General features: G+C 42.9%; 26 protein-coding genes. 12 read left to right on the forward strand and 14 right to left on the reverse strand.

Annotated elements, in window-relative coordinates:
• Positions 1-2: 2 nt before the first annotated feature.
• The 3 genes from K7R10_RS07310 to K7R10_RS07320 all read right to left on the reverse strand — a co-directional run bounded on the left by K7R10_RS07310 (position 3) and on the right by K7R10_RS07320 (position 2,130).
• Positions 3-950 carry a protein kinase family protein gene (locus K7R10_RS07310; RefSeq protein WP_224484024.1) on the reverse strand — a complete coding sequence of 316 codons (948 nt, stop codon included), beginning with the start codon at positions 948-950 and terminating at the stop codon, positions 3-5.
• A 77-nt stretch (positions 951-1,027) separates the two neighbouring features.
• Positions 1,028-1,636, reverse strand: a complete 609-nt coding sequence (locus K7R10_RS07315; RefSeq protein WP_224484025.1) for a hypothetical protein — start codon at positions 1,634-1,636, stop codon at positions 1,028-1,030.
• The gene (locus K7R10_RS07320) at positions 1,627-2,130 is read right to left on the reverse strand and encodes an RNA polymerase sigma factor (protein WP_224484026.1); all 504 of its coding nucleotides are present in this window, start codon (positions 2,128-2,130) and stop codon (positions 1,627-1,629) included. The genes K7R10_RS07315 and K7R10_RS07320 overlap by 10 nt, the downstream gene beginning before the upstream one ends.
• A gap of 130 nt (positions 2,131-2,260) precedes the next feature.
• Here K7R10_RS07320 and K7R10_RS07325 point away from each other — a divergent pair, with 130 nt between their 5' ends.
• Both K7R10_RS07325 and K7R10_RS07330 read left to right on the forward strand, forming a co-directional pair.
• The gene (locus tag K7R10_RS07325) at positions 2,261-4,036 is read left to right on the forward strand and encodes a glycoside hydrolase family 13 protein (RefSeq protein WP_224484027.1); all 1,776 of its coding nucleotides are present in this window, start codon (positions 2,261-2,263) and stop codon (positions 4,034-4,036) included.
• A 102-nt stretch (positions 4,037-4,138) separates the two neighbouring features.
• A complete protein-coding gene (locus K7R10_RS07330) occupies positions 4,139-4,630 on the forward strand; it encodes a hypothetical protein (RefSeq protein ID WP_224484028.1) in 492 nt (163 codons plus the stop codon).
• Positions 4,631-4,821: 191 nt separating this feature from the next.
• Here K7R10_RS07330 and K7R10_RS07335 read toward each other — a convergent pair whose 3' ends face one another.
• From K7R10_RS07335 to K7R10_RS07375, 10 genes are all read right to left on the reverse strand, one after another.
• On the reverse strand, positions 4,822-5,946 hold the full coding sequence (locus tag K7R10_RS07335) for a type 1 glutamine amidotransferase domain-containing protein (RefSeq protein ID WP_224484029.1): 1,125 nt from the start codon (positions 5,944-5,946) through the stop codon (positions 4,822-4,824).
• 183 nt (positions 5,947-6,129) lie between these two features.
• Entirely contained in the window at positions 6,130-6,879 is a 750-nt protein-coding gene (locus K7R10_RS07340) for a TlpA disulfide reductase family protein (RefSeq protein ID WP_224484030.1), read from the reverse strand.
• Positions 6,880-7,044: 165 nt separating this feature from the next.
• Positions 7,045-7,527: a LytR/AlgR family response regulator transcription factor gene (locus K7R10_RS07345; protein ID WP_224484031.1), complete on the reverse strand. Its 483-nt coding sequence runs from the start codon at positions 7,525-7,527 to the stop codon at positions 7,045-7,047.
• Between the two features lie 600 nt (positions 7,528-8,127).
• Positions 8,128-8,817, reverse strand: a complete 690-nt coding sequence (locus tag K7R10_RS07350; RefSeq protein ID WP_224484032.1) for a DUF4386 domain-containing protein — start codon at positions 8,815-8,817, stop codon at positions 8,128-8,130.
• A 184-nt stretch (positions 8,818-9,001) separates the two neighbouring features.
• On the reverse strand, positions 9,002-9,136 hold the full coding sequence (locus tag K7R10_RS15280) for a hypothetical protein (RefSeq protein ID WP_255610469.1): 135 nt from the start codon (positions 9,134-9,136) through the stop codon (positions 9,002-9,004).
• 86 nt (positions 9,137-9,222) lie between these two features.
• The gene (locus K7R10_RS07355; RefSeq protein ID WP_224484033.1) at positions 9,223-9,735 is read right to left on the reverse strand and encodes a hypothetical protein; all 513 of its coding nucleotides are present in this window, start codon (positions 9,733-9,735) and stop codon (positions 9,223-9,225) included.
• A gap of 431 nt (positions 9,736-10,166) precedes the next feature.
• Entirely contained in the window at positions 10,167-10,352 is a 186-nt protein-coding gene (locus K7R10_RS07360) for an Rnf-Nqr domain containing protein (protein WP_224484034.1), read from the reverse strand.
• A 93-nt stretch (positions 10,353-10,445) separates the two neighbouring features.
• Entirely contained in the window at positions 10,446-11,177 is a 732-nt protein-coding gene (locus tag K7R10_RS07365; protein WP_224484035.1) for a TlpA family protein disulfide reductase, read from the reverse strand.
• Between the two features lie 120 nt (positions 11,178-11,297).
• Positions 11,298-12,167, reverse strand: coding sequence for an RluA family pseudouridine synthase (locus K7R10_RS07370; RefSeq protein ID WP_224484036.1), 870 nt, complete (start codon positions 12,165-12,167; stop codon positions 11,298-11,300).
• A gap of 108 nt (positions 12,168-12,275) precedes the next feature.
• Entirely contained in the window at positions 12,276-12,725 is a 450-nt protein-coding gene (locus K7R10_RS07375) for a hypothetical protein (RefSeq protein WP_224484037.1), read from the reverse strand.
• 137 nt (positions 12,726-12,862) lie between these two features.
• Here K7R10_RS07375 and K7R10_RS07380 point away from each other — a divergent pair, with 137 nt between their 5' ends.
• From K7R10_RS07380 to K7R10_RS07420, 9 genes are all read left to right on the forward strand, one after another.
• Entirely contained in the window at positions 12,863-13,903 is a 1,041-nt protein-coding gene (locus K7R10_RS07380; protein ID WP_224484038.1) for a Kelch repeat-containing protein, read from the forward strand.
• A gap of 94 nt (positions 13,904-13,997) precedes the next feature.
• Positions 13,998-15,140 carry a hypothetical protein gene (locus tag K7R10_RS07385; protein ID WP_224484039.1) on the forward strand — a complete coding sequence of 381 codons (1,143 nt, stop codon included), beginning with the start codon at positions 13,998-14,000 and terminating at the stop codon, positions 15,138-15,140.
• Between the two features lie 211 nt (positions 15,141-15,351).
• Positions 15,352-15,729 (forward strand): hypothetical protein, encoded by a 378-nt coding sequence (locus K7R10_RS07390; protein ID WP_224484040.1) that lies wholly within the window; start codon positions 15,352-15,354, stop codon positions 15,727-15,729.
• A gap of 79 nt (positions 15,730-15,808) precedes the next feature.
• A complete protein-coding gene (locus K7R10_RS07395; protein ID WP_224484041.1) occupies positions 15,809-16,306 on the forward strand; it encodes an O-acetyl-ADP-ribose deacetylase in 498 nt (165 codons plus the stop codon).
• Positions 16,307-16,725: 419 nt separating this feature from the next.
• The gene (locus K7R10_RS07400) at positions 16,726-17,184 is read left to right on the forward strand and encodes a DinB family protein (protein ID WP_224484042.1); all 459 of its coding nucleotides are present in this window, start codon (positions 16,726-16,728) and stop codon (positions 17,182-17,184) included.
• 26 nt (positions 17,185-17,210) lie between these two features.
• A complete protein-coding gene (gene modA, locus K7R10_RS07405; RefSeq protein ID WP_224484043.1) occupies positions 17,211-17,945 on the forward strand; it encodes a molybdate ABC transporter substrate-binding protein in 735 nt (244 codons plus the stop codon).
• Positions 17,932-18,336 (forward strand): TOBE domain-containing protein, encoded by a 405-nt coding sequence (locus K7R10_RS07410; protein WP_224484044.1) that lies wholly within the window; start codon positions 17,932-17,934, stop codon positions 18,334-18,336. The genes modA and K7R10_RS07410 overlap by 14 nt, the downstream gene beginning before the upstream one ends.
• Positions 18,333-19,004, forward strand: coding sequence for a molybdate ABC transporter permease subunit (gene modB, locus K7R10_RS07415; RefSeq protein ID WP_224484045.1), 672 nt, complete (start codon positions 18,333-18,335; stop codon positions 19,002-19,004). The genes K7R10_RS07410 and modB overlap by 4 nt, the downstream gene beginning before the upstream one ends.
• Positions 19,001-19,876: an ABC transporter ATP-binding protein gene (locus K7R10_RS07420; protein ID WP_224484046.1), complete on the forward strand. Its 876-nt coding sequence runs from the start codon at positions 19,001-19,003 to the stop codon at positions 19,874-19,876. The genes modB and K7R10_RS07420 overlap by 4 nt, the downstream gene beginning before the upstream one ends.
• Before the next feature lie 4 nt (positions 19,877-19,880).
• Here K7R10_RS07420 and K7R10_RS07425 read toward each other — a convergent pair whose 3' ends face one another.
• Positions 19,881-20,030: a hypothetical protein gene (locus tag K7R10_RS07425; protein WP_224484047.1), complete on the reverse strand. Its 150-nt coding sequence runs from the start codon at positions 20,028-20,030 to the stop codon at positions 19,881-19,883.
• A gap of 20 nt (positions 20,031-20,050) precedes the next feature.
• Between K7R10_RS07425 and K7R10_RS07430 the strand changes: the two genes are divergently transcribed.
• The gene (locus K7R10_RS07430) at positions 20,051-21,556 is read left to right on the forward strand and encodes a serine hydrolase (protein ID WP_224484048.1); all 1,506 of its coding nucleotides are present in this window, start codon (positions 20,051-20,053) and stop codon (positions 21,554-21,556) included.
• The last annotated feature ends 3 nt before the right edge of the window (positions 21,557-21,559 follow it).

The raw sequence follows: 21,559 nt of genomic DNA on the forward strand, positions 1-21,559 counted from the left end.
TGCTATAAATTATCGATCACTTCTGCAGTGATACGTTCACTGTAACTATTGATCTTCCAGTGATCGGGACTCCACCCTTTCAGAAAGCGATGAAAATCTGCCCAGGCTACCCGATACAATGACCGCCATTCGTCTTCCAGAGCTTCATTCCTTTCCGGCAATGCTCTTTGCAGATACCCGAAATAGGTATCCAGGATCTGAGCTTCCAACCGTTCACAATCTCTTTCATTCAGGCAGCTTCCTATAAAATAAGCGACATCTTTCATCCCGCATCCGCCACCGACATACTGAAAATCCACCCCGCTAACCTCTCCGTCTATTCCAAAACAGAAGTTTGCGAGTTTCGCATCACCATGAACAAAGGTCTTGTATTTACACCCATTTAGTTTTTCATCAATGATTGGCGCTGCCTCTTTCAGCTTTGGATCATTCAATACCGCTAATTCCTGAGGCCTGGTTTCCAAATGCCAATACGTACCAACCTCCCATAGGCCTTCAGGATCTTTACCCAGGTAACTCGCGTGAAATTTTGCCAACCACTCTAAACACCATGCTATTTCGTCCCATGAAACATCAACCTTGCGTATAGGGTAGCCCGCTTCATCCAGATCTTCCAAAACCATCAGCACCTCATCATCTTTCGTCTCAATGGCAAGACAATGTGGCAACCGGGCAGCACTGAACTTACTGTAGGTATCATACCATGTAGTTTCTACCTGGTACGACTTTAATTTGCGTTGATGACCTATATCGGTGTTCCATCCGCGAGGGTGCTTTTTGTCATCAGGAATCTGTACGTGTTTTACCACCACACTGGCTACCGCAGCATTCTCCAAACCCACCCGAATGATTTTTCCGTACCCACTCCACAATTCCTGGATCACCTCTTTTTCGAAGCAGGTCAAAGCCCCTGTTTTTTGCAGAATGATCGATCTGAAAGATTCTTTCATAAGGTTCCAAATATAACAAAATGCAGCCGGGAGTAACTTATCAGGACCTTTTGGAGGTGCCATGGTATGCAACAACCTTATTCTTTTTCAAATTCGATGAGTTCATTTAATTTACTCTCAGCTTCTTTTAATTCTGAATCCCACTTTTTGTAAGCATCGAAAGGGATTAAGCGGATTAAAAAGGAGACAGAAACTATGCTTAGTATAAAGATCAATAAATAGTCTTGATTGGAGTAGATGGATATATGGAAATATAGCTTAAGGTAAACCGGGATTAAAGTGATAATCCAGAATGCCACTATTCCTTTGTCGAATTTTGAGAACTTCAAGGTGTGAATTCTGAAATTTTCAATGGTTTTCTGAAGCTCGACAATATTCATTGTACTGTAATTCACTTTTTTCAATGAAAGATGCTGAAAGAATGAAAAAAGCATGGCAAGCCCACCCATTATCGCAGGCACACTATATGCCAAATCATCAAACACTTTTACAGCAAAGAAAATAGAAATACCAAAATACACCAGCGCCAGGTTTCTCCCCAGAATGGAGATGTTCATATATTTCTCAAGCTTGTTTTTAGAATGATTTATAGTGATTTGATTCAATCTGTTCTCGTTTATTTCAAGCCGATTAGAAATGTCTGCATTTGTCTCCACCCACATCTTTTTAAATTCGTTTAGATCCATTTTGTCACGTTTTGTTTTAGTTTATTTTTTATTCGATTGATTTTAGTACCAACATTGGTTGTGGAAATACCGACGATCTCGCCTATGTCGGAGTAATTAAAATCATCTAAATAAAGCAGCATGATGGCTTTATCGAGTTCATTCAGTTGATTCAGGAAGTATTTCACAGTCTGCCATTTTTCAAGAACATCATCCTCCGATTCTGCAAGTGTTTGCTCCATAAAAATGGAATCCATAGATACATGAGACGCGGCTCTTTTGTTTTTCCTGTAAAAGGAAATAGAAACATTCATCGCAATTCTATATATCCAGGTTGAAATTTTAAACCTTTCGTCATAATTATCGACAGACTTCCATAATTGGATCAAAATTTCCTGTTCCAGGTCTTTCTTATCCTGTTCGTCTTTGCAATAGATGTTTATGACCTTGAACAAGACACCTCTGTTCTCCTGTATGATTTTTTTAAACTTCTGCGTTTTCTCTTTTTGATTCAAAACTGTTGTTTGTTTACACCCCATTATTCGCAACTTTTCCTTGAAAAATCACAATCGGGTAAAAGATTTTTTTCGTCTGAGTATTTTAAGCTTGTGTAAAGCTGTATTTTAAACGCTTCAAAGTAAGAAAATGATTAAAAAAATTCTCCTCAGCCTGTTGGTTATCGTTTTATTGTTTGTAACCTGGTTCGTTTGGTACAATCTCAAAAGTGACGACCCAATGAAAGTCATCGCAGAACTACCTTCTGAGGTTCAGTCAAGGTATGATAGTTCAGACGACTGGTGGAAATCAACAACAGTATACCAGGTCTACCCCCGCTCCTATTATGATTCTGATGGCGATGGTATCGGTGATTTGGCCGGCATCATTCAAAAACTCGACTACATAGATTCCATTGGATTTGAAACTATCTGGATATCACCTTTTTTCCAAAGTCCGCAAAAGGATCACGGTTATGATATCGCGAACTTTCGTAAAATAGAACCGGAATACGGCGATCAAAAACTGGTAGACAGCCTGATCGCAGAGGTTCACCGTCGCGACATGAAGATTGTTTTTGATATGGTTCTCAACCATACCTCAGATCAGCATGAATGGTTTCTGCAATCAAAGAGCTCACGTGACAACCCGAAAAGCGATTGGTATGTATGGCGGGACGGAAAAAAGGATACTCCCCCTAATAACTGGAAAAATATAGTCGGACAGGAAAGCGCCTGGAATTATGATGAAGCCCGCGATCAATGGTACTACGCGGCTTTTTTACCCTTTCAGCCCGATCTCAACATGCGCAATCCGGAGGTGAAAGCGGCTGTTTTTGATATGGTGCGCTTTTGGCTGGATCGTGGGGTAGATGGATTCCGGCTGGATATTTTCAATTTCATTTTTGAAGATGAGCAATTACGGGATAATCCGTTTACTTTTCGCTACCTACCCGATTTTGATAATCGAAAATGGCTCTTCAGAAATCATCTCTACAATTTTCACCAACCTGAGGTGATCACGTATGCCAAAGATCTTCGTAAAGTACTGGAAGATTACCCGGAAGAGAAATTTATGGTGGGAGAAGTTTTTGGATCACATCACCACATGCGGGAATTGCTGGGCATGGAGTCACATGATGGGCTAAACCTCGTTTTTCTGTTTGATATCGTGGAAGAATTCGAATTTTCGGCCGACTTTTTTCGAAGTAAACTGAGTGAGTTCGAAGCAGCATATCCCAAACCCCTGGCACCAACCTATGTTTTCGGCAACCATGACCAACCCCGTATAATTTCCAGGTTAAACAATAAGCCTGAAAAGCACGAAGTATTGGCTACCTTTCAATACACCGCACGTGGAGTACCCTTTACCTATATGGGAGAAGAGATCGGAATGCATTCAGGTGATATCCCTTTGGAAGAGGCACAGGATCCTCTTGCACGCTACTGGGTGGGACTTCCTGAGTTGATACGTGAAAACTCCCCCATATTCAATCGCGACAACTGCCGCACGCCTATGCAGTGGAACAGTAACGCAAATGCGGGCTTTACCACGGGATCAGATACCTGGTTACCGGTGGAAAAACATTACAAAGAGATCAATGTAGCGAAATCGGTGGCCGACAGCAGCTCGCTTCTACATCTTTACCGTGACATCATTCAGCTGCGTAAAACCCATCAGGCACTGCAGACCGGAGATCTGGAATTGATCGAGAAAGACGCAGTACCAGACAATATTCTTGCCTACACTCGTCAATCACCTGAAGAAAAGTTGCTTATACTATTGAATTTTTCAGAGAAGGAAACATCGATCAATTCAGAACGCCTGGATCTACCTTCGGAACCGTTGTATGCCCGCAGAACAGAATCAGACGGAAAGAATTTGACATTGGGTGAATTTGGAATCGCCATTTATCGTTTACCTTAAACCGGATACGATATATTATTCATTCTTTTAGAAAAATGAAGAAATACGACATAGCCTGTTAAATATTTACATTCGAATTATATGGTAAACTGTTTTAAGGATTTGAATTCCCTACAACATTATCTTCTCTTTTCCCTCTTGCTTATCTCCAGCTTTGGTTTTACCCAGAATAAGGAATTTATAAGGGTTTTCGATTCTGAAGGCAAAAAAATTCACGCCGGTTTTATCACCTCGGCAGACGAAAATTTTCTTCATCTTAAAAGGGGCTCAAAGGCTTATACCCTGCCTTACCTGGAGATCGGCTATATCAAAACCTTTCGTTCGTTCGGTCATGACAGTGGTTTGGGCGCGGGGATCGGCCTGGGAATATCTGCAATTTTTGGGGCTATCGTTTTATCAGACACCGGTGATACCGGCATTGGGGGAGCTCTCGGGGCTGGTATTGCCGGAGGAGGTGCTGCCGTTCTGACCACCAGTGGTTTTCTTACAGGAACCATCATCTGGCTACTCAAAAAAAAGAAAACTTATCACATTCAGGGAGACCCAGTTTCCTGGGAGCTTTTCCGAAACAGCTTAGCGAAACCTGACAGGTGAATACAAAACCCGGATTTTTGCCCGGGCCTTCTGTTTCAAGGGACCGTCAAAAGCCTGCTTTAGTAAAGGGGATGGATAATAAAAAAGCAATAGCCATTGGCACTTCGCTTTGAATTTCCAGCAGGATGTTTCAGGGCATTAAATTAAACCTCCCAAACAGGCCTCTTACCTGAATAAAGCAGTTCTTAATTTCACTTCTTATCCAGCTCCTCAAGCAGCGTTCTCGCCCTTTCTGTTAGAAGATCCTTGGCAATAAGATCTTCTAATACCCTTTGCGCTTTTTCTTTATCCCCTAAAGCACTGTAGGTCTGCGCCATAACCATTTGCAGATTTTCATCAAAGAAATAGGGCGAGCTCAATTCAACCATAGTAACGCCTTTTACAATCTCTTTTTCATCTTCTTTTGAGGCCAGGATCTTATAATACCCCCATACGGCGATCAACGGCATCTCATAGGAATCCTGGTTGCTTTTCAGTTCTTCGGCGGCCGATGTGACCGATCTTTTACCATTGGTCACCTCCTGGATCAGGTCTATACTTCTTTCATCTTTGTACAGATCTCTGGCTACAGGTTCTATCCCCAGGGACTTCACCACTTCCTCGGCCGACTTGGTGGTGGAAAACGGATTCTGCCCGGTAATAAACTTCCCCGAAACCGACACTTTGCTAAGCATAAAATCGGCCTGACTGAAAACAGCTCCCCTGGCTTTTAACTTATCTTCCAAACTAAAAGGGAATTCCTTCACCCATTTCTTACCAAAGAGATCTTCTTCCAGGTTGCAAAACCCGGTGAGCTCCACGCCTTCAATAATGAACTTGTCGCCATCCTTCACATTGGCAAAAGCCGCGGGTCCATGACAAACCGATGAGATCACGGTACCCTCTCTGCGATAGAGGTTCACTATGATATCTTGCAGGGAAGGATCAAAAGGAAGGTCGAACATCGCTCCCTTGCCTCCTACCACATATACAGCATCATAGGCAGATGGATCTACCTTAGAGGTGGGTAGGGTATTGTTCAAAACCTCCAAAGTGGTCGGGTCATTCAAAACGGCCTGATTGTATGCCTTATCTTTATTGAACTGGTCTGCTTCCACCTTTCCTCCCTTAGGACTAGCCACATCTATGACAAGATTATTCTTCTTAAATATCAAATAGGCCTGGGTAAATTCATCAAACTCATAGCCCGGTCTGGTTTCCCCTAAATCCTTTCCGTAGGAACTTACCACCATCAGAATCTTTTTAGGTTGATTCTTTGCCTGGCCAAGGAGCATAAAAGGAACCATTAGGACAAGACATACTATTGCTTTTTTCATTTTGTCATGATTATTATAGATATATAAAATCGACGAACAACTCACGGTTTTGTTACCCTGAATCTTTTTTAAAACCAATAAATTCAATCAATCTTTCGTCCACGGCTTTCGGCAAGGCGTAAAAAAGAGTATGACACCGTTAAAAAAGGAAGGTATATGAGACCAGGAGCCTGAATGACCCCATTAATTATTTAGTGCGCTTTCCATTTGTTCTGTCACGAACCGCATGATCTTCTTTGCTCCATCTATTCCGATTTGATAGTCAACCACCTCCCCATTTTGATTTAACAAAACCGTTGCTGGCAATATATCTGCTTTATAAGCAACCCTTACGGCAGTGGTTGAATCAATCAGTATCGGGTATTGAACCTCCACCTGATGAATCGTTTCTCTTATCCTGTTCATCGCCTCCAGCTCATCTCCCTGAAATTCTGTAAAGCCAATAACTCCTACCCTTTGATCCTTGTGGGTTCTATAGAACTCATCAAGCATCGGCATCTCCTTCAGACAGGGAGCGCACCAGGTAGCCCAAAAGTTCAGAATAGTAAACCTATTACCTGCCGTATAGGTATCGACATTGAATGCATCCATAATATTAATAGCATGAACAAAGGTGACGGCCGGAGCTTTATTTTTCTCTAAAGCCTCCATAGACCTGCTCCTGGATGCTTCCATTCTTTCAGCATTATAAATATTGAAATGAACATGATACAATCCTAAAGCAGACATTACCACCAAGGCAAAACCTATCAGGCGGTATTTCGGTAAAGCCGTTCGGCTGATCCAAATAAAGATCAATCCTAGCAAAACTGAGACTATAGCAAATACTACGGGCAAAATATCCTTACCCTGAAAAAATCCCCGGTAAGCTAAAATGGCTAATAGAATATTCAAGGTCACGAGGACTAACTGAGCATGTTTCAAAATTTTCATAAAATTCGGTTTTACAGATACCGAAATTAATCACGGTCCCCTGAAATCTTCCGGTCTGAACAAGGAATGATTTGAAAAGAAGCAATTTTGGTGCGAACATCAGAAAGAGTCATCTTCACCACTGCTATGCTGTGATGATCAACCATCTTTTTGGGATAAGTGCCCCTATAGAATTTCTTTAATTACCGATTTATATTTCCTGGAGACAGGAAATGTGAAATACTCATCATTTACCTTCAATTGTATTTGAGTATTCCCTTTTTCAGTGATCAACTTATGGTAGAAATTCATATTGACCAGGTAAGACCTGTGAACTCTTTTAAATGAGGGAAAGTCGGTTTCCAAAATTTGCTGCAAACCACTAAGAGTCGATCTGACCGTTATTTTAGTAATCTCTGTATTTGCTGCGAGGCAAAAAATATCCAGGTAATTACCTTCTGATTGAACATAGACTATCTTCTGCGGACTTAAAACAACGGTATTTTTCCCTTCTCCCAATTGTATCTCCCCCTCATTCAGCCTTGTTTGTTTCCCGCTAAATACTGATTTAAGATATATCGATCTGGCATAATTGGCGAAGGGCAGGTAAACCAGTAAAAATATCAAAATGACCGCAAGTATCAGCTGCAGATACTCCTTTAGGTCCATACAAGTCCAGTCGCAGAAATAGGCCCTGAAAAGATAGAGGCCATGAATAATAAAAAAAAGCTTAACAACCCATCCAAAGGCATCTGAGAAGACTTGATTTTGGCGGCTCCCATCGAAAATTAACCTGATTAAGCTGTCGGTCAGGAGTATTGTTATAAACCAGATCCCCGCCATGGGAAGAAGCCATAACAGCAGATCCAGAAATGAACGTAAACCATCTGCATGAATCCCAAAGGGCTGTGTGACTGCTAAAAACAACCAGAAAAACAAAGAAACTGATAATGCAAAAACGATATTATTTTTTCCTCTGTTATAATACCAACTAAAATATTTGTGAAGAGATTTCAATAAAATTCAATGTTTAAAAAGCATCTGAATTCGTGCGATACTTTACAGTAAGATACTTAAATAAATCAATTCCCGTGTTCTGCCCTCTGAACCAACAAGTCAGAACTCGGTGTCTACCCAAAAGCATCCCATGTCTCGGCCATGAACATTTGCAAATTTTCATCGAAAAAATAAACCGACTACCGCAAACTGAAAAACTCCCGGAGCACTAAAAATGATTAAAATTGTTCGAGGGAAGTATTAAAGCAACCGTTACACAACTTTTTCACTTTGGGGGTCAGGTCTGATCCCGAAGACCAACAGATAACCGATCATCCAGAACTCGCCTATGGTCGCAGGTACAGTAAGGCTACTTACCCAGGAGCCGGTAACTCCTGCATAGGTGATAAAGGTACTCAGGATGTATCCTATCCCGCCCAGGATCAGGGTTCGCCCTAACCAAACCGGCATTCTTCGGGAGCTGGTTATGATATACCCCATCGGAATGAGCCACAGGCCAAAGAAGAGTCCGCCAACCCCCCAGGCCCCTCTGATCAGATTCGTAAGCAACTCGATCAGCAAAACCTTATCTTCTGTTGCATGATCTGAAAGGGCTATCTTAAGAGCAGCTGCCATAGCGACAGCGCTTACCGTGATGATCACGGCATTGACCGTACCCCAGATCCCGGTGGCCCAGGCGGCTGTATTATTGATGTTTTTAAACAAGTTATAAAACCATACCGCTGCCAGGGCCTGTGAAACCACGATCAACAACTCTGCGATCAATCGCAGCCGGGCCATTGAAGTTTCTTCCGTCAGGTTGGTTAAAGTCTGTTGAGGATCGGCCTCGTACACTTTCGAATGAAGTACTAAAAATCCGATGACGCCTGAAACGGCCAGTAATAAATACCAGACACCTGCCCATCGGGCGGTCTTTACCAATTGTGTTTGAGCTTCTTTCATGATGGTTGATGTGGTTATATTTTCTATTGGATGTTTTACGAATAAAGGAAGGGGCAGCTTTTAAGGTCCTCTGGTCTTACATAGCTAAGGCTAGTTAGTCTTTGGCCATTTCCAGGCCTGTACAATAATCATGGTCAGAACGGCCATTTCTATCAGATTGAAAAGCACAAAAAATCCTTGCCACTTATCGCCCAAAGCGGATGTGATAATGAGTATAGATATAAAGGAACATCAGGGTGGTCCACAGAGCGGAGAGTTTGATCCTGGTATGTATCCTGTAATCGGTCAGTACTGAGGGGCGCGCGTTTTTTTCACTCATTTCTTATGTATTTGATTCCAATACAAGTCCGACGATCCTTGGCGTGAATTGTTACAACGAAAACCGGATTACGTGCGGATAAAGCATCAAATTTCAACTTTCTTTCCTGTGACTGAATTTTGATTCTTCCTCTTCAGGTACTTTTCAAACTTTCTGAGCAATATTACCTCCTGTATGCGCCCCAGGAACCAGGCACCAATTATAAAAGGAAGCATATAGCCCAATAAGTCTAACATATAAAAAAGCTCCGTGAACAATATGTACTTCCGGGACACCAGCACAAAGTGAAACAAATAAAGGCTGATCGCTAAGGTGATAACCGATAAATTCACATGAGTTCGGGTGATAAACCTTATGGCAAGACTCGAATCTGACTTCCTTTTTATTTTAGCCGTTCCCTTGACCGCTCTCATCAAAAAGGGAAATCTGTTCAAGACCTTATAGCTCCCGGTACGCTTGATCGAGAATACGAAGTTTTTTTCATCCAGCCAGCTTATCTGGAAATTGTTGTTTTTGATATTCAGGAGCTTATTTAACTCCGGTATAGTCCCCTTAAATATGATAACATCTTGCCACGGAATGCCCGGTATGGATCTCATTTTTCTAACAGCTTTTTACTTCAAAGATTATGCGAACTACAATGTATTCTAACCATGAAGAATACAAAATCAAAGGATAGGGGAACATTTTAGGAGGGAGAGGAAAACGACCAATCGCTATTGCAGATTGAAAGTTTTCTGAATACGAAAAATAATGAATATTTTCGAAGTAATCACTACAAAGAGCTGTTGAGATTAGTGGATACTTCCAACCTGGAAAAATTGAGGGAAATTTGCATCCGGGAGATGTCGATGCCTGCCCCCCAGCTCACCACCAGTTTAAACAACATTAAAACCAGCATAATTTCACCACAATTCATAAGGAGATAATATGCCGTTCTTCAAATTGATAAAGGCTTTAATTCATGCTAAGACAGCATGTATAAAGATCTGTGCATTTCGGGATGCTCCCCTCAATCCGGTCAGATCATTCAGGAACTTTTGTTTTCAGCACGATTGGATAAGATCATGGCGATGATCACACAGGTCATGGCTAAAAGAGTCAAATAACTGCCCAGGTTATTTCGAACGCTCAGATCGGAATAGTCGGGCAGGAGCAACTCCAGGATGATGATCAGAAAAGCGAACACAGCTAAATATTTCCTGAACTTTCTCATGTCTTAGTATTTAAAAAAGCAAAACAAATTTCCCCGCATAAAAATTCTTAAAATTAACAGTATCCGGATGAAACCTGAGAGCACTATCCTAAATTACTCTTCCAGGGATTCCAGAATTCTGATGATCTCTTCACCCTCTCCCATTTTTACTTCACCATTTTCATTCTTTTCATAGGCAATGCCCCCTTCTACTTTTACAATTACCCCTTCACTATCGAGAAAAACATTGGTGGGGTAGGTTCCGATTCGCAGATCTTTGGTAAAAGACCGGGCATCGACCAGGTGGATGAAATCAAAATCATGCCGGGTCAAAAACTCTTTCACTGCATCGTTTGACTCATAAGTGATCGCGACGAAATTCACCTTATCTCCAAATTCTTCAGCTATGCTGTTAAGGGTCGGCATTTCATCGATGCAGGGAGCACAGCGGGTGAACCAAAAATTGATCATGGTAGGTTTTCCTTTTAATTTTTCAAGATCAAAAGTGCCCCCCGATAAGGAACTCAGTTCAAACTCAGGAAATTCTTCTCCTTTAAGACTATATAACTTGTTCTTTTCCCGCAACCTTACCGTTTTTTTATCGGCGATTTCAAATCCGATAGTATTAATGATGGAATCCCCTGAACGGTACGCTTCCTTTACCTCAAAGTCGACAAAAACCTCTTTTGAAAACGCCTTGGAATACTTTTCCTTTAATTCCTTTAGCATCTCTTCCAATTCCGGTTGGGTGAATCTGTTCTTACCATCAGTAGTGAAATATTCAGTTTGGGCAAATGATCCGACAGTAAAAAAAACAGCTAAGAAAAAAGTCAAAGAAAGTTTCATGATCCTTAATTTTATTAGTCAATAACGCTCGTGCTATAAGAATACTCAGTATCGATAAGATCCTGATTGACTTAAAGCCTCTCTACGAATATAGGATAAATTCTCAACGTGAAGTCGAAATCAAAAGGAAGTATCCGGAAATATCTTGCGGAATTTTGACGGAAGCTCATCTTTCAGAAAGATTGGCCTGCCGGTAAAAGGATGTTCAAACTCCAGCGAGTAGGCATGCAGGTAAAGGCCCTTGCCCTTCAGAATCAAACCCTTCTGCCAATAATCTCTGTCGCCCAATATTGGATGGTCGATACTGAATAAATGTTTGCGCAGCTGGTGTCTTCTTCCAGTCTGCGGCATTAACCGTACCAGGTTAAGCGTGCCGAACCTTTCAGACGTCACAGAGCTTACCACTTCAAAATCTGAACGTGAATGCTTTTCCTCTATGTTTGAACCGATGGTTCCCCTGCCAGTCATTTTTCCGATGGTAACGGCATAGTAGATCTTTTTGACGGCTTTTTCAGCAAACATTTTATTAAGCAATCTAATACTGCTTCGGGTTTTCCCTGCCAGCAATATGCCCGTAGTAGGGTAGTCGAGTCGATGTACAGGCTGTGGTCTGGTCGCATCGGTATGGGAACTGGGTTCCATATTCTGTGACAACGCCTGAGCAATGGTTTTAAAACGATTCCCGCTCACCGCAATACCCGGAGGCTTATGAATCGCCGCCAGGTATTCGTCTTCAAACAAGACTTCCAGCGGCAATACCAGGCGCGTATCGGGAGCAGGGTGTTCAGGCAAAGCTATCGTAATGGTTTCCCCTCCCCTGATCCAGGTTCCCGTTTGGGCTATTTCTCCATTGACCCTGACATAGTTTTTCTTTATTGCCTTTTTCAGCGCTGATTTTGTAGGTGCCGCACTGAAGACCCCTACTCCATATTCCTGTATACGCAGGGCAACAGGTATTTCCGGAACGATATGAGATTCTGTTCTGTTCATATGGAGTGAACCTTAAATTAATAAAATAGGAGACAGGTAAAGATACGTCAATTCAACCGCCTGGAGTTAAATCTTCAAATGGCGTATGCTTTCATTTCAAAGAAAAGCTCAATAACGCTTCCTTTTAAATATCAAAGAAACCCCATAAAAAAGCAGGATAATCAAGGGGCCGACCCCGATAATCGAACTGAGATATCGGAAAAGCTTCCAGGCTGTTTGTCCGCCCTGAAATGCGGTTGTTTGGGAAAAGGAAAAAGACAGGTTCCCTGCCAGCAAATAAGAAAGCGGCACCCAAAGAATGGCCAGTACCAGAACGAAACGCAGCAATAAGGCCAGTATTTTATGAATCCCTGCTGCGGGTTCTCTGAGATCTCTGATCCCCGAATAGATGGTCAGTGAGAGCCCGATCATTCCCGCCCAGGTAATAAAGGTTCCCAGCGGAATGGTTCCTGAATCATTGAGGGAAATCGTCAATAAAGAAGAACCCGTAGCCAAAAGAAAAAGAGTCAATAAGGTCACCGACAAAGCTGTAATAAAGAGAATCCAAATCCTGTTCATAGATCAAATATATTCAGGAAAACCCATAAACCAGGACAATCATTAATACAAAATCTAATCATCTTGCTCCTTTCTTTCAAAATTGATACCTTTAAATACACGCATCTATTTCTGATTCAAGAAATGACGATTTCTTTATGACATCTTCCGAACCGAATAATACATCCCTCTCCCGCAGAAAGTTCATGACATCGGTATGTTACTCCTCTCTGCTGTTTGGTCTCCACCCTCTTTGGTCACTTTCCCCAAAGCTGGTAAAATGGCAGCCGGCTCCTTCCATGCCCTTTAAGTTACAGGAAATCTATTGCGCGGTTTTGAATCAGAATATCCACGTAGCCGGCGGACTCATAGCCGACACCCGCATAACCGGAGATTCATCCCATCACCTGGTTTATAACAGTAGGGAAAATACGTGGGGAATGGCAGCTAAACTCCCTGAATCCAGACACCACCTGCAACTGGCTTCTTTTTCCGGAAAGCTGTATGGGTTCGGTGGCTTCCGGATGCGGGCACCCGATGAAGTTTGGGTCATGCAGGATCAGACCTGGATATATGATCCCGGGGCTGACAAGTGGACCACCGGCACACCGGCCCCGGTTAAACACGGAGAAACTGTTGCCGGAGTAATAAATGACCGCATACATATCGTGGGCGGTCGTTACCCCAAGGCAGGAGGAAACAGCGTCTACAGCGATCATACCGATACCGGTCACCACCTGGTTTACGACCCTGAATCAGACAGCTGGGATCAGGCAGCTCCTGCACCCACAGCACGTAACAGTGCCGCAGGAGCAGTTATCGGTGATTTGTTTTATGTAGTGGGTGGCCGTACGGTTTCAGGAGGAAATGTGACCGATTTGGAAGTATACGACCCGCGTGAGGATACCTGGCGAAAAGCTGCTCCCATTCCTCAGGCCCAGGGCGGACTGGCAGCCGCCTCTGTAAATGGCAAACTCTATGCTTTCGGGGGAGAATACTTCGATGATGGAGGTGGCGTCTACAAGCAATGTTGGAAATATAACCCAGAAGCAGACAGCTGGGAACCATCTGTCTCCATGCGTTCTCCCCGTCACGGACTGGCAGGAACAGCCATAGGAAATACTATTTATGCTATGGGCGGCGCATTGAAAGCCGGTGGGGAGCAGACCAGTGATCTTATGGAAACCCTCAGCTTTTGACCTGGTAGCCACTACTTCATTCGAAGGTTCACACACCAATCTTTGTTACAAAACAGAATTTTAGTCGTTATAATTAAAAAATACATCGAATCACATGTTACCGGCCATCAACTCCATCAAAAGAAAATCCCTCAATTCTTTCCTGAGAATCTTACTTCCTTTAAGCCTGATTGTTTTCACTGCAGCCTGCGAAAACACACAACAACAAAGCCAACAATCAGACAAAAAACCATTTGATCTTCCTGACAGCCTTTCATCACACAGGATCGATTTTGTACTAAAACTCCGGGACACCCTGGGCAATCGCTACTGGGAAGGTTTTAACAAGAAACCCGTCGAAGGTACTTTCGTTTACTACAACGGAGATTATTCTGAGATCTTCTTTCCTGATTCCATCACCCGTGTCAGATTGAAAAACCTCGATTACTATAGTGAAGATTATGCTCTTGCTACCAGAATTGATACCATTCCGTATCATTTTGAAGTAATGATCAGCCTGGATCCTGTTGACAGCAATATGGTTTATTACAATCATCCTGTTCAAAGATTTCTCAGTGTTGAAGAGACCGGTAAGTACATTCCTTCTGTAAGATCGACCGAGATGTGGACCACCATGGTGATGCACGAAATGTTTCATCACTATCAGTACAATACTCCTGAATTAATCAAATATGTAAGAGAAGAGATCGCAGAATTACCCTTTGATTCCCGTCACATGAAACAAATCTGCGAAGAGGACCCCCAATTTCTTGCTATGGTTCAGTATGAAAACCAGTTGCTTTTATGCGCTTTGGAAGAACCCGGACAACAAGAAAAATATCGTATCCTGGAAAATTACCTGAAAGCACGCGAAAGAAGACTTGATCGATACAGCGAAGCGCATCCGCATCTGAAAAAGGTCGAAGACTATTATGTGTTACAAGAGGGCTCTGCCCGATATATGGAGTTTCTTACCATGAAGACTATGTATGAACTTCAAAATGCAAACCTGTATACAACTAAAGCCGACCCGGGTTTCAAAAATTTTGAGGAATTCAGAGAATTCGATTTAAGTATGCCTGATTTTCGTTATCTCAAATTTGCAGGCTCCAATTCCTACCATTATGCCATCGGTTTCAACCTGATGCGGGTACTGGACCAACTGGGAGTAGATTATAAACAGCGACTTTTGTCTCAACCTCAGCGTTCGCTCAGCGAACGCCTGGAAAATAAGCTTGATAGTTTTCACAAAAACTAGCGTAGGTACGTAAACCTGAATTTCATGTTTCTACTATTCCGTTGCATGAAGTCTCTTATCAGACCGGAATTCAAATGACCTTAATCATCTTTATAGCCTTGCAATATAATTGTGCATTAGGCGTTTAGATTTAGATATTCAACGAAAAAAGAATTTCTAAAGTAGGAAAAAACTTAAGTTTGATTTCGGTCAGGAGCGTCAATTATGCAAAATGAAGATTCATTACAAAAAAAAGCTGTTAGATAAGATCCGGATAATGGGTATTTTATGGATATGTGCAGGCTTATTACAGGCGTTCACTGTTTCACGCTCAGACATTGCTCCCTATATATTTATAGCCATTGGAATTTTATACCTCAGCTGGTATGTTTATCGCAGCAAAGTTCCCTATATTCAGGTAAAGGGAAACAAATTGGTCATCCACAATTTCTGGCGCGAAAATATCACATTAACCGAGCTCTGCCACCTTGAAGAAAATGCAGGAAGGGTGTATTTGAAAACGCATAGTAAGAAAATACGTTTTCAAACCTATCTGATCGAACCTCAGGCCTCTGAAGAATTACTGTCTTACCTCAGAACAGAACGTTAGCCGGCACACCCGAAAATGATAACTTCATATCTTATCCCGGAAATAAGGGATGAGATAAAATTCATTTAAACATTATTTTATGCGTATTGAACTGAAAAAAGGAGATATCACCCATCAGGAAACAGACGCGATCGTCAATGCTGCCAATAATGAGCTCAAGGGCGGAGGTGGTGTCGACGGGGCCATACATCGAGCTGGAGGGCCCGCCATCATGAAAGAGTGTCAGGAAATCGGTTATTGCGAAACGGGGCAGGCTGTGATCACGACTGCGGGGAAGCTGCCTGCAAAAAAAGTCATCCATACGGTCGGTCCGGTTTGGAAAGGCGGCGATCAGAATGAAGAAGCCCTGCTGTCTTCCTGTTATAAAACAAGTCTTGAGCTCGCTGCAAAGAACGATCTTAAAACCATCGCCTTCCCGAACATCAGTACAGGGGTCTACGGGTATCCCAAACAGAAAGCGGCCAAAATTGCTGTCAACACAGTAAAAGACACAGCGCCCCCTAAAATTGAGAGGGTGATCTTCGTTTGTTTTGACGACGAAAACCATGAGATCTATGAAAACCTGCTGAACAACTAATCAATGTCCTTATTTGAACGATCTTTCAGGGAAACTTCTTTAACCAAAAACGGGGAATTAAATTCTAAACCTCATCCTTTATTTCCTCATTCCGGATACCTGTTCCAGTGATCGAATTGCCGATGCAACACTCTGCATCTTTAACGATCGATTTTCAATTCTTCCCTATCAAACTTAAAAACCATAATGGTTACAAAGCTGCGGTATCTCAACGAATACACCACTGTTCTTACGCATCAACTTCATGGGAACGAAAAAATATAGATCGGTTTTAAACAGCAGGGAGGTTTTTTCTTCAGCAGTTGCGGGAATATGCTTAATTTTAAAACAGTGACAGTTGAACCGATCGTATCAAAAGAAACCATACGCGCTTTATTCAGGATGAATAACTCATAATGGAAATCATTTAAAGAAAGATCATGGAAAACCCGGCAAAAAAATTACTGAAGTCTTTATTTGAATACCACCATTTTTACAATCTGGAACTGGATAAGCTCTTATTGGCAGATCGGGAATCAGCATTCGAAAAACCTCAACAGCTTTTTTCTCATATGCTCAATGCCCACCAGATATGGAATGCCCGCTTATCAGGGGAAGGCCCATTTGGAGTCTTTCAACTGCATCGACCTGAGGATCGTGCGGCCATTGACCTTGAGAATTATCAAAAAAGCCTGAGTATATTGAAGGAAAGAAAATTAGAAGATTGGATCTCTTATGCCGATTCCAGGGGTCACAAATTCAGAAATACAGTTGAAGATATCTTATTTCACATCACCAATCACCATACATACCATCGCGGTCAGGTCATGATGTCATTAAGAGAACAGGGAGCAGAACCACTCATAAGTGATTATATCTACTATAAGCGTCGTTCATGATTATGTCGCCCCGCTATTTTCTTATTATGCTGTTACTGTTAGCAGCAGGTTGCAACAACACTTCAAATAAATCTGACCTGAAAGTTGCGACTGCCGCCAATATGCAATTTGCCATGAAGGAGATCATTGATGAATTCGAAAAAAAACACGATGTGTCCTGCGCCATGATCGTGGGCTCTTCGGGAAAGCTTACTGCCCAGATCAGCGAGGGAGCACCTTTTGATATCTTTGTTTCAGCCGACCTTAAATATCCCCAGGAAATTGAACGCAAGGGTTTATCGGCTTCCCCACCGGTAGTCTATGCGTTGGGAAAGCTGGCACTGGTTAGCAGTCGCCAGGATACAAAACCTTCCCTGCAAGCGCTTTCAAGTAAACAGGTGAAAAGAGTAGCGATTGCGAATCCTGAAAATGCTCCCTACGGAAAAGCTGCTGTCGAGTCTTTAAAGCATGCCGGCTTGTATGAGGCGATAGAGGATAAACTGGTGTATGGCGAATCTGTTGCTCAAGTCAATCATTTTATGCTTTCGGGTGCGGCCGATATGGGTTTCACAGCACGTTCGGTTATTAATGGTAAACCCTTTGCAGGGCAACAGTGGATCGAAGTTCCGCAGGAACACTACACTCCCATTGAACAGGCCATGATCGCCATTGAACGTAATCCGGAGCATCCATTTACCAGCGAATTCATAAAGTTTATGCGCTCTGAAGCAGCAGTCATTATTCTTAAAAAATACGGATACGATCCTTATGAACAACCTTAGGGCAACCATAATACAGGTGGAAACACACGATAAGCTCAGTCTGGTTACAGCCAGGACCGAAAAGGGCATTCAGTTACAAGTGATGGTGATCGACACCCCTCAGAGCCAGCCATATTTGCATGAAGGAAAACCGGTGAACCTGCTTTTTAAGGAAACCGATGTGATCATCTCCGGTCATGATGAAAGCAGTCTTGGCATTCTTAACAGAATCTCCGGCAGGATCAACAGATTAAAAAGGGGAATATTTCTGAGTAAATTGGTTGTAGACACGGAAGCGGGCAGGATTCATGTGATATTTCATACCGCAATAATCGAAAGTCTGAAGCTGGAGGAAGAGAAAAAGATCTGGCTGTACGTTAAATTTAACGATATTATGATTCAGCAATCATGAATTGGGAACCACTAATACTATCTTTTGAGCTGGCTTTTATTACCACTATGATACTACTGGTGATATCGCTTCCGATTTCATATTGGCTGGCCTATTCGAATTCACGTATTAAACCGATCGTTGAGACACTTGTCAGCATGCCTCTTGTATTACCTCCCACCGTTTTGGGATTTTATTTTCTCCTGGCTTTTAGTCCGACTAACGGAGTCGGAGCCTGGCTGGAATCTGTTTTAGGGATACAACTGGTCTTCTCCTTTCCGGGACTGGTGGTCGCATCGCTGGTCTACAGCCTGCCCTTTATGGTGCACCCCCTGCAATCGGGCCTCTCGACCATTCCCCAATCTACCAGGGAAGCTTCTTTTGTACTGGGCAACAGCAGGGTCAGAACGCTCTTCAGGGTTTTACTCCCCAACATCAAACCTTCTTTACTAACCGGTATAGTGCTGTCTTTCGCTCACACCATCGGAGAGTTTGGCGTGGTGCTTATGATCGGAGGCAACATTCCCGGAAAAACGCGTGTAGCTTCTATAGCTATTTATGACGAAGTGGAAGCCCTGAATTATGACAATGCCAATTACTACTCGCTGATTCTTTTCACTATCACTTTTCTGATTCTTCTAAGCGTTTACCTGGTGAACAGAAACTATCAAAAACAGTATTTTAAATGATCGAACTTAACCTGACTAAAAAGCTTGGAACCAAAGAACACGCCTTTTCCATCACCCTGGATACCACCATTCAAAAGGGTGAATTCGTCGTGCTTTATGGAAAATCAGGTGCAGGAAAGACATCGATTTTACGACTTATCTCGGGCTTACTGAAACCAGACGATGGTTATATCAGTTATGAGGGAATCCCCTGGTACAGCTCAGAAGGCAAAGTGAATCTTCCTCCCAAAAAAAGAGATGTTGGGCTTGTATTCCAGGATTATGCCCTTTTTCAGAATATGACCGTGAAAGAGAATCTGCAATTTGCAGCGCGTACTGCCGGTGAAAAGTCACAGATTGAAAATCTGATCGCTCTGGTAGAACTTACCGATTTGAAAGACCGTTTGCCTTCCAGCCTGTCGGGAGGACAGCAACAGCGAGTTGCCCTGGCGAGGGCGCTGGTACAGCAACCCCAAATTTTGCTGCTCGATGAACCCCTTTCTGCCCTTGATACCAACATACGTTCGAAATTACAGGACTATATACTCAAAACACACCGGCAATTAGGTCTTACAACCATATTGGTAACCCATGAATGGGGCGAGATTCACAAGCTTGCAGACAGGGTTCTGGTCATTGATCAGGGACGTATAAGCAGAGAAGGAAAACCGGAGGAGATCTTTGCAGGCCATCAGATCAGCGGGAAATTCAGCTTTCCCGGCATCATCACTGCCATAGAAAATCAGGATGTGGTATCTGTGGTTTCAGTAAAAGTCGGGAATCAGATTGTCAAGGTGATTTCAGACATCGACCAGAGCGACGATCTCAAGCCCGGTGACCATGTCATGGTAGCTGCCAAGGCGTTCAGTCCCGTAATTTACAAACTGGAGTAAAACCTCACCCTATTTGCATGATTTTCACTATCTTGATTTCAGGATACCAAATAAAATCTTTAGGAACAACCACTATGGAGACGATTAGAGATACCATGAGGGTCTGTGCGACTCCGGTATCTGCCTTCGGGTCATGATCAAAATCTGAAATCATAATTAACCATCCGCCTTTGTATGATGAATATCGACAGACTTTTAATCCTTGCCCTTATTGTGATCTTCGGCTCACACCAACTCCAATCACAGAACGACCATCAAAAGAAACTCGATCAAATGATCAGGCAAGGCATAGAAGACTGGAACATTCCCGGTTTCGCCGTATCGGTTGTTCACGAGGGCGAAACGATTTTCTATGAAACATATGGGGTTCGAAATATCGCAGATAAGACTCCTGTAGATGAACATACTCTCTTTACCCTGGGTTCGACGACCAAAGCCATGATAGCCATTGGCCTTGGAATGCTTGCAGATGAGGGTAAGCTCAGTTGGGAAGACCCTGTAAGGAAGCATCTGCCCTCTTTCAGGCTCTCTGACCCATATATCACCGAGGAGGCAAGAATACAGGATCTTCTGACCCACAACCTGGGTATCCAACCGGCCGATCTGCTTTGGATCATCGACAGCGTATCGACCGAAAAAACCATAGAGAGATTTCAACACGCTCCTAAAGTATACCCTGTAAGGGGAGGCTTTCAGTACAACAACATGATGTATGCCATCGCCGGTGAAGTGATCGGGTCTGTAAGTGGTTCCCACTGGACCGAATTTCTCAGGGAGAAACTGTTCATTCCGCTCGAGATGACAGACACCAAGGCTGTTTCTGCAGATATCATGAAGATAGAGAACCGGGTGACTCCCTATTCTCCGGGAAAGCAAGGTCCGGTAAAAGACATTTATATGCTAAAAGACCAGGTCGGAGCCGCAGGTATGATCTGGTCCAGTATTCACGATATGACGAATTACCTCAAATTTCTGGATCAGGACGGGATCTATAATGGCGATACCATTGTCAGGAGTCAGACCTTTGATAAGCTCTTTGAACCACAAACCATTATCCCTGAAAAAGAATTTTATCCGACCCGGGAACTTACGAACCCGAACTGGACCACCTATGGCCTTGCATGGTTTCAGCAGGATTACAAAGGCCTGAAGGTCGACTACCACACAGGCAGCATCACCGGCCTTATCGCATTGGCGGGACTGGTACGTGACAAAGATCTTGCCGTCTACGTTTTCGGTAATATGGATCATGCAGAGCTGAGACATGCCGTTCTCTTTAAGGCTATCGACCTGTTTGTATTCGATGACGACAGCACCGACTGGCACAAAGAGATATTTGCACTCTACGAACCATCAGGAAAGGAAGAATCTGAATTTGGAGATATGCTTGAAAAAAATCGTATTGAAAATTCCTCTCCTTCACTCGAACTTAAGGCATACGAAGGTATCTACGTGCATAAGATGTATGGGGAGATGCGGGTTGACGCCGTAGAAGATTCCTTAACCATCACCTCGAATGACCTATATAATTTTGAAATGGATCATCTGCATTTTAATACCTTTATTTCGAATAAGAACAATATGCTGAACAATAAAGTGCCGTTTACCTTCAATCTTGGAGATGACGGGAAGGTGGAGACGCTCAGGGTTTACGGGCTTGAGTTCAACAAAAAGCGATAAACG

Source organism: Robertkochia aurantiaca, assembly GCF_020166495.1.
Lineage (GTDB): Bacteria > Bacteroidota > Bacteroidia > Flavobacteriales > Flavobacteriaceae > Robertkochia > Robertkochia aurantiaca.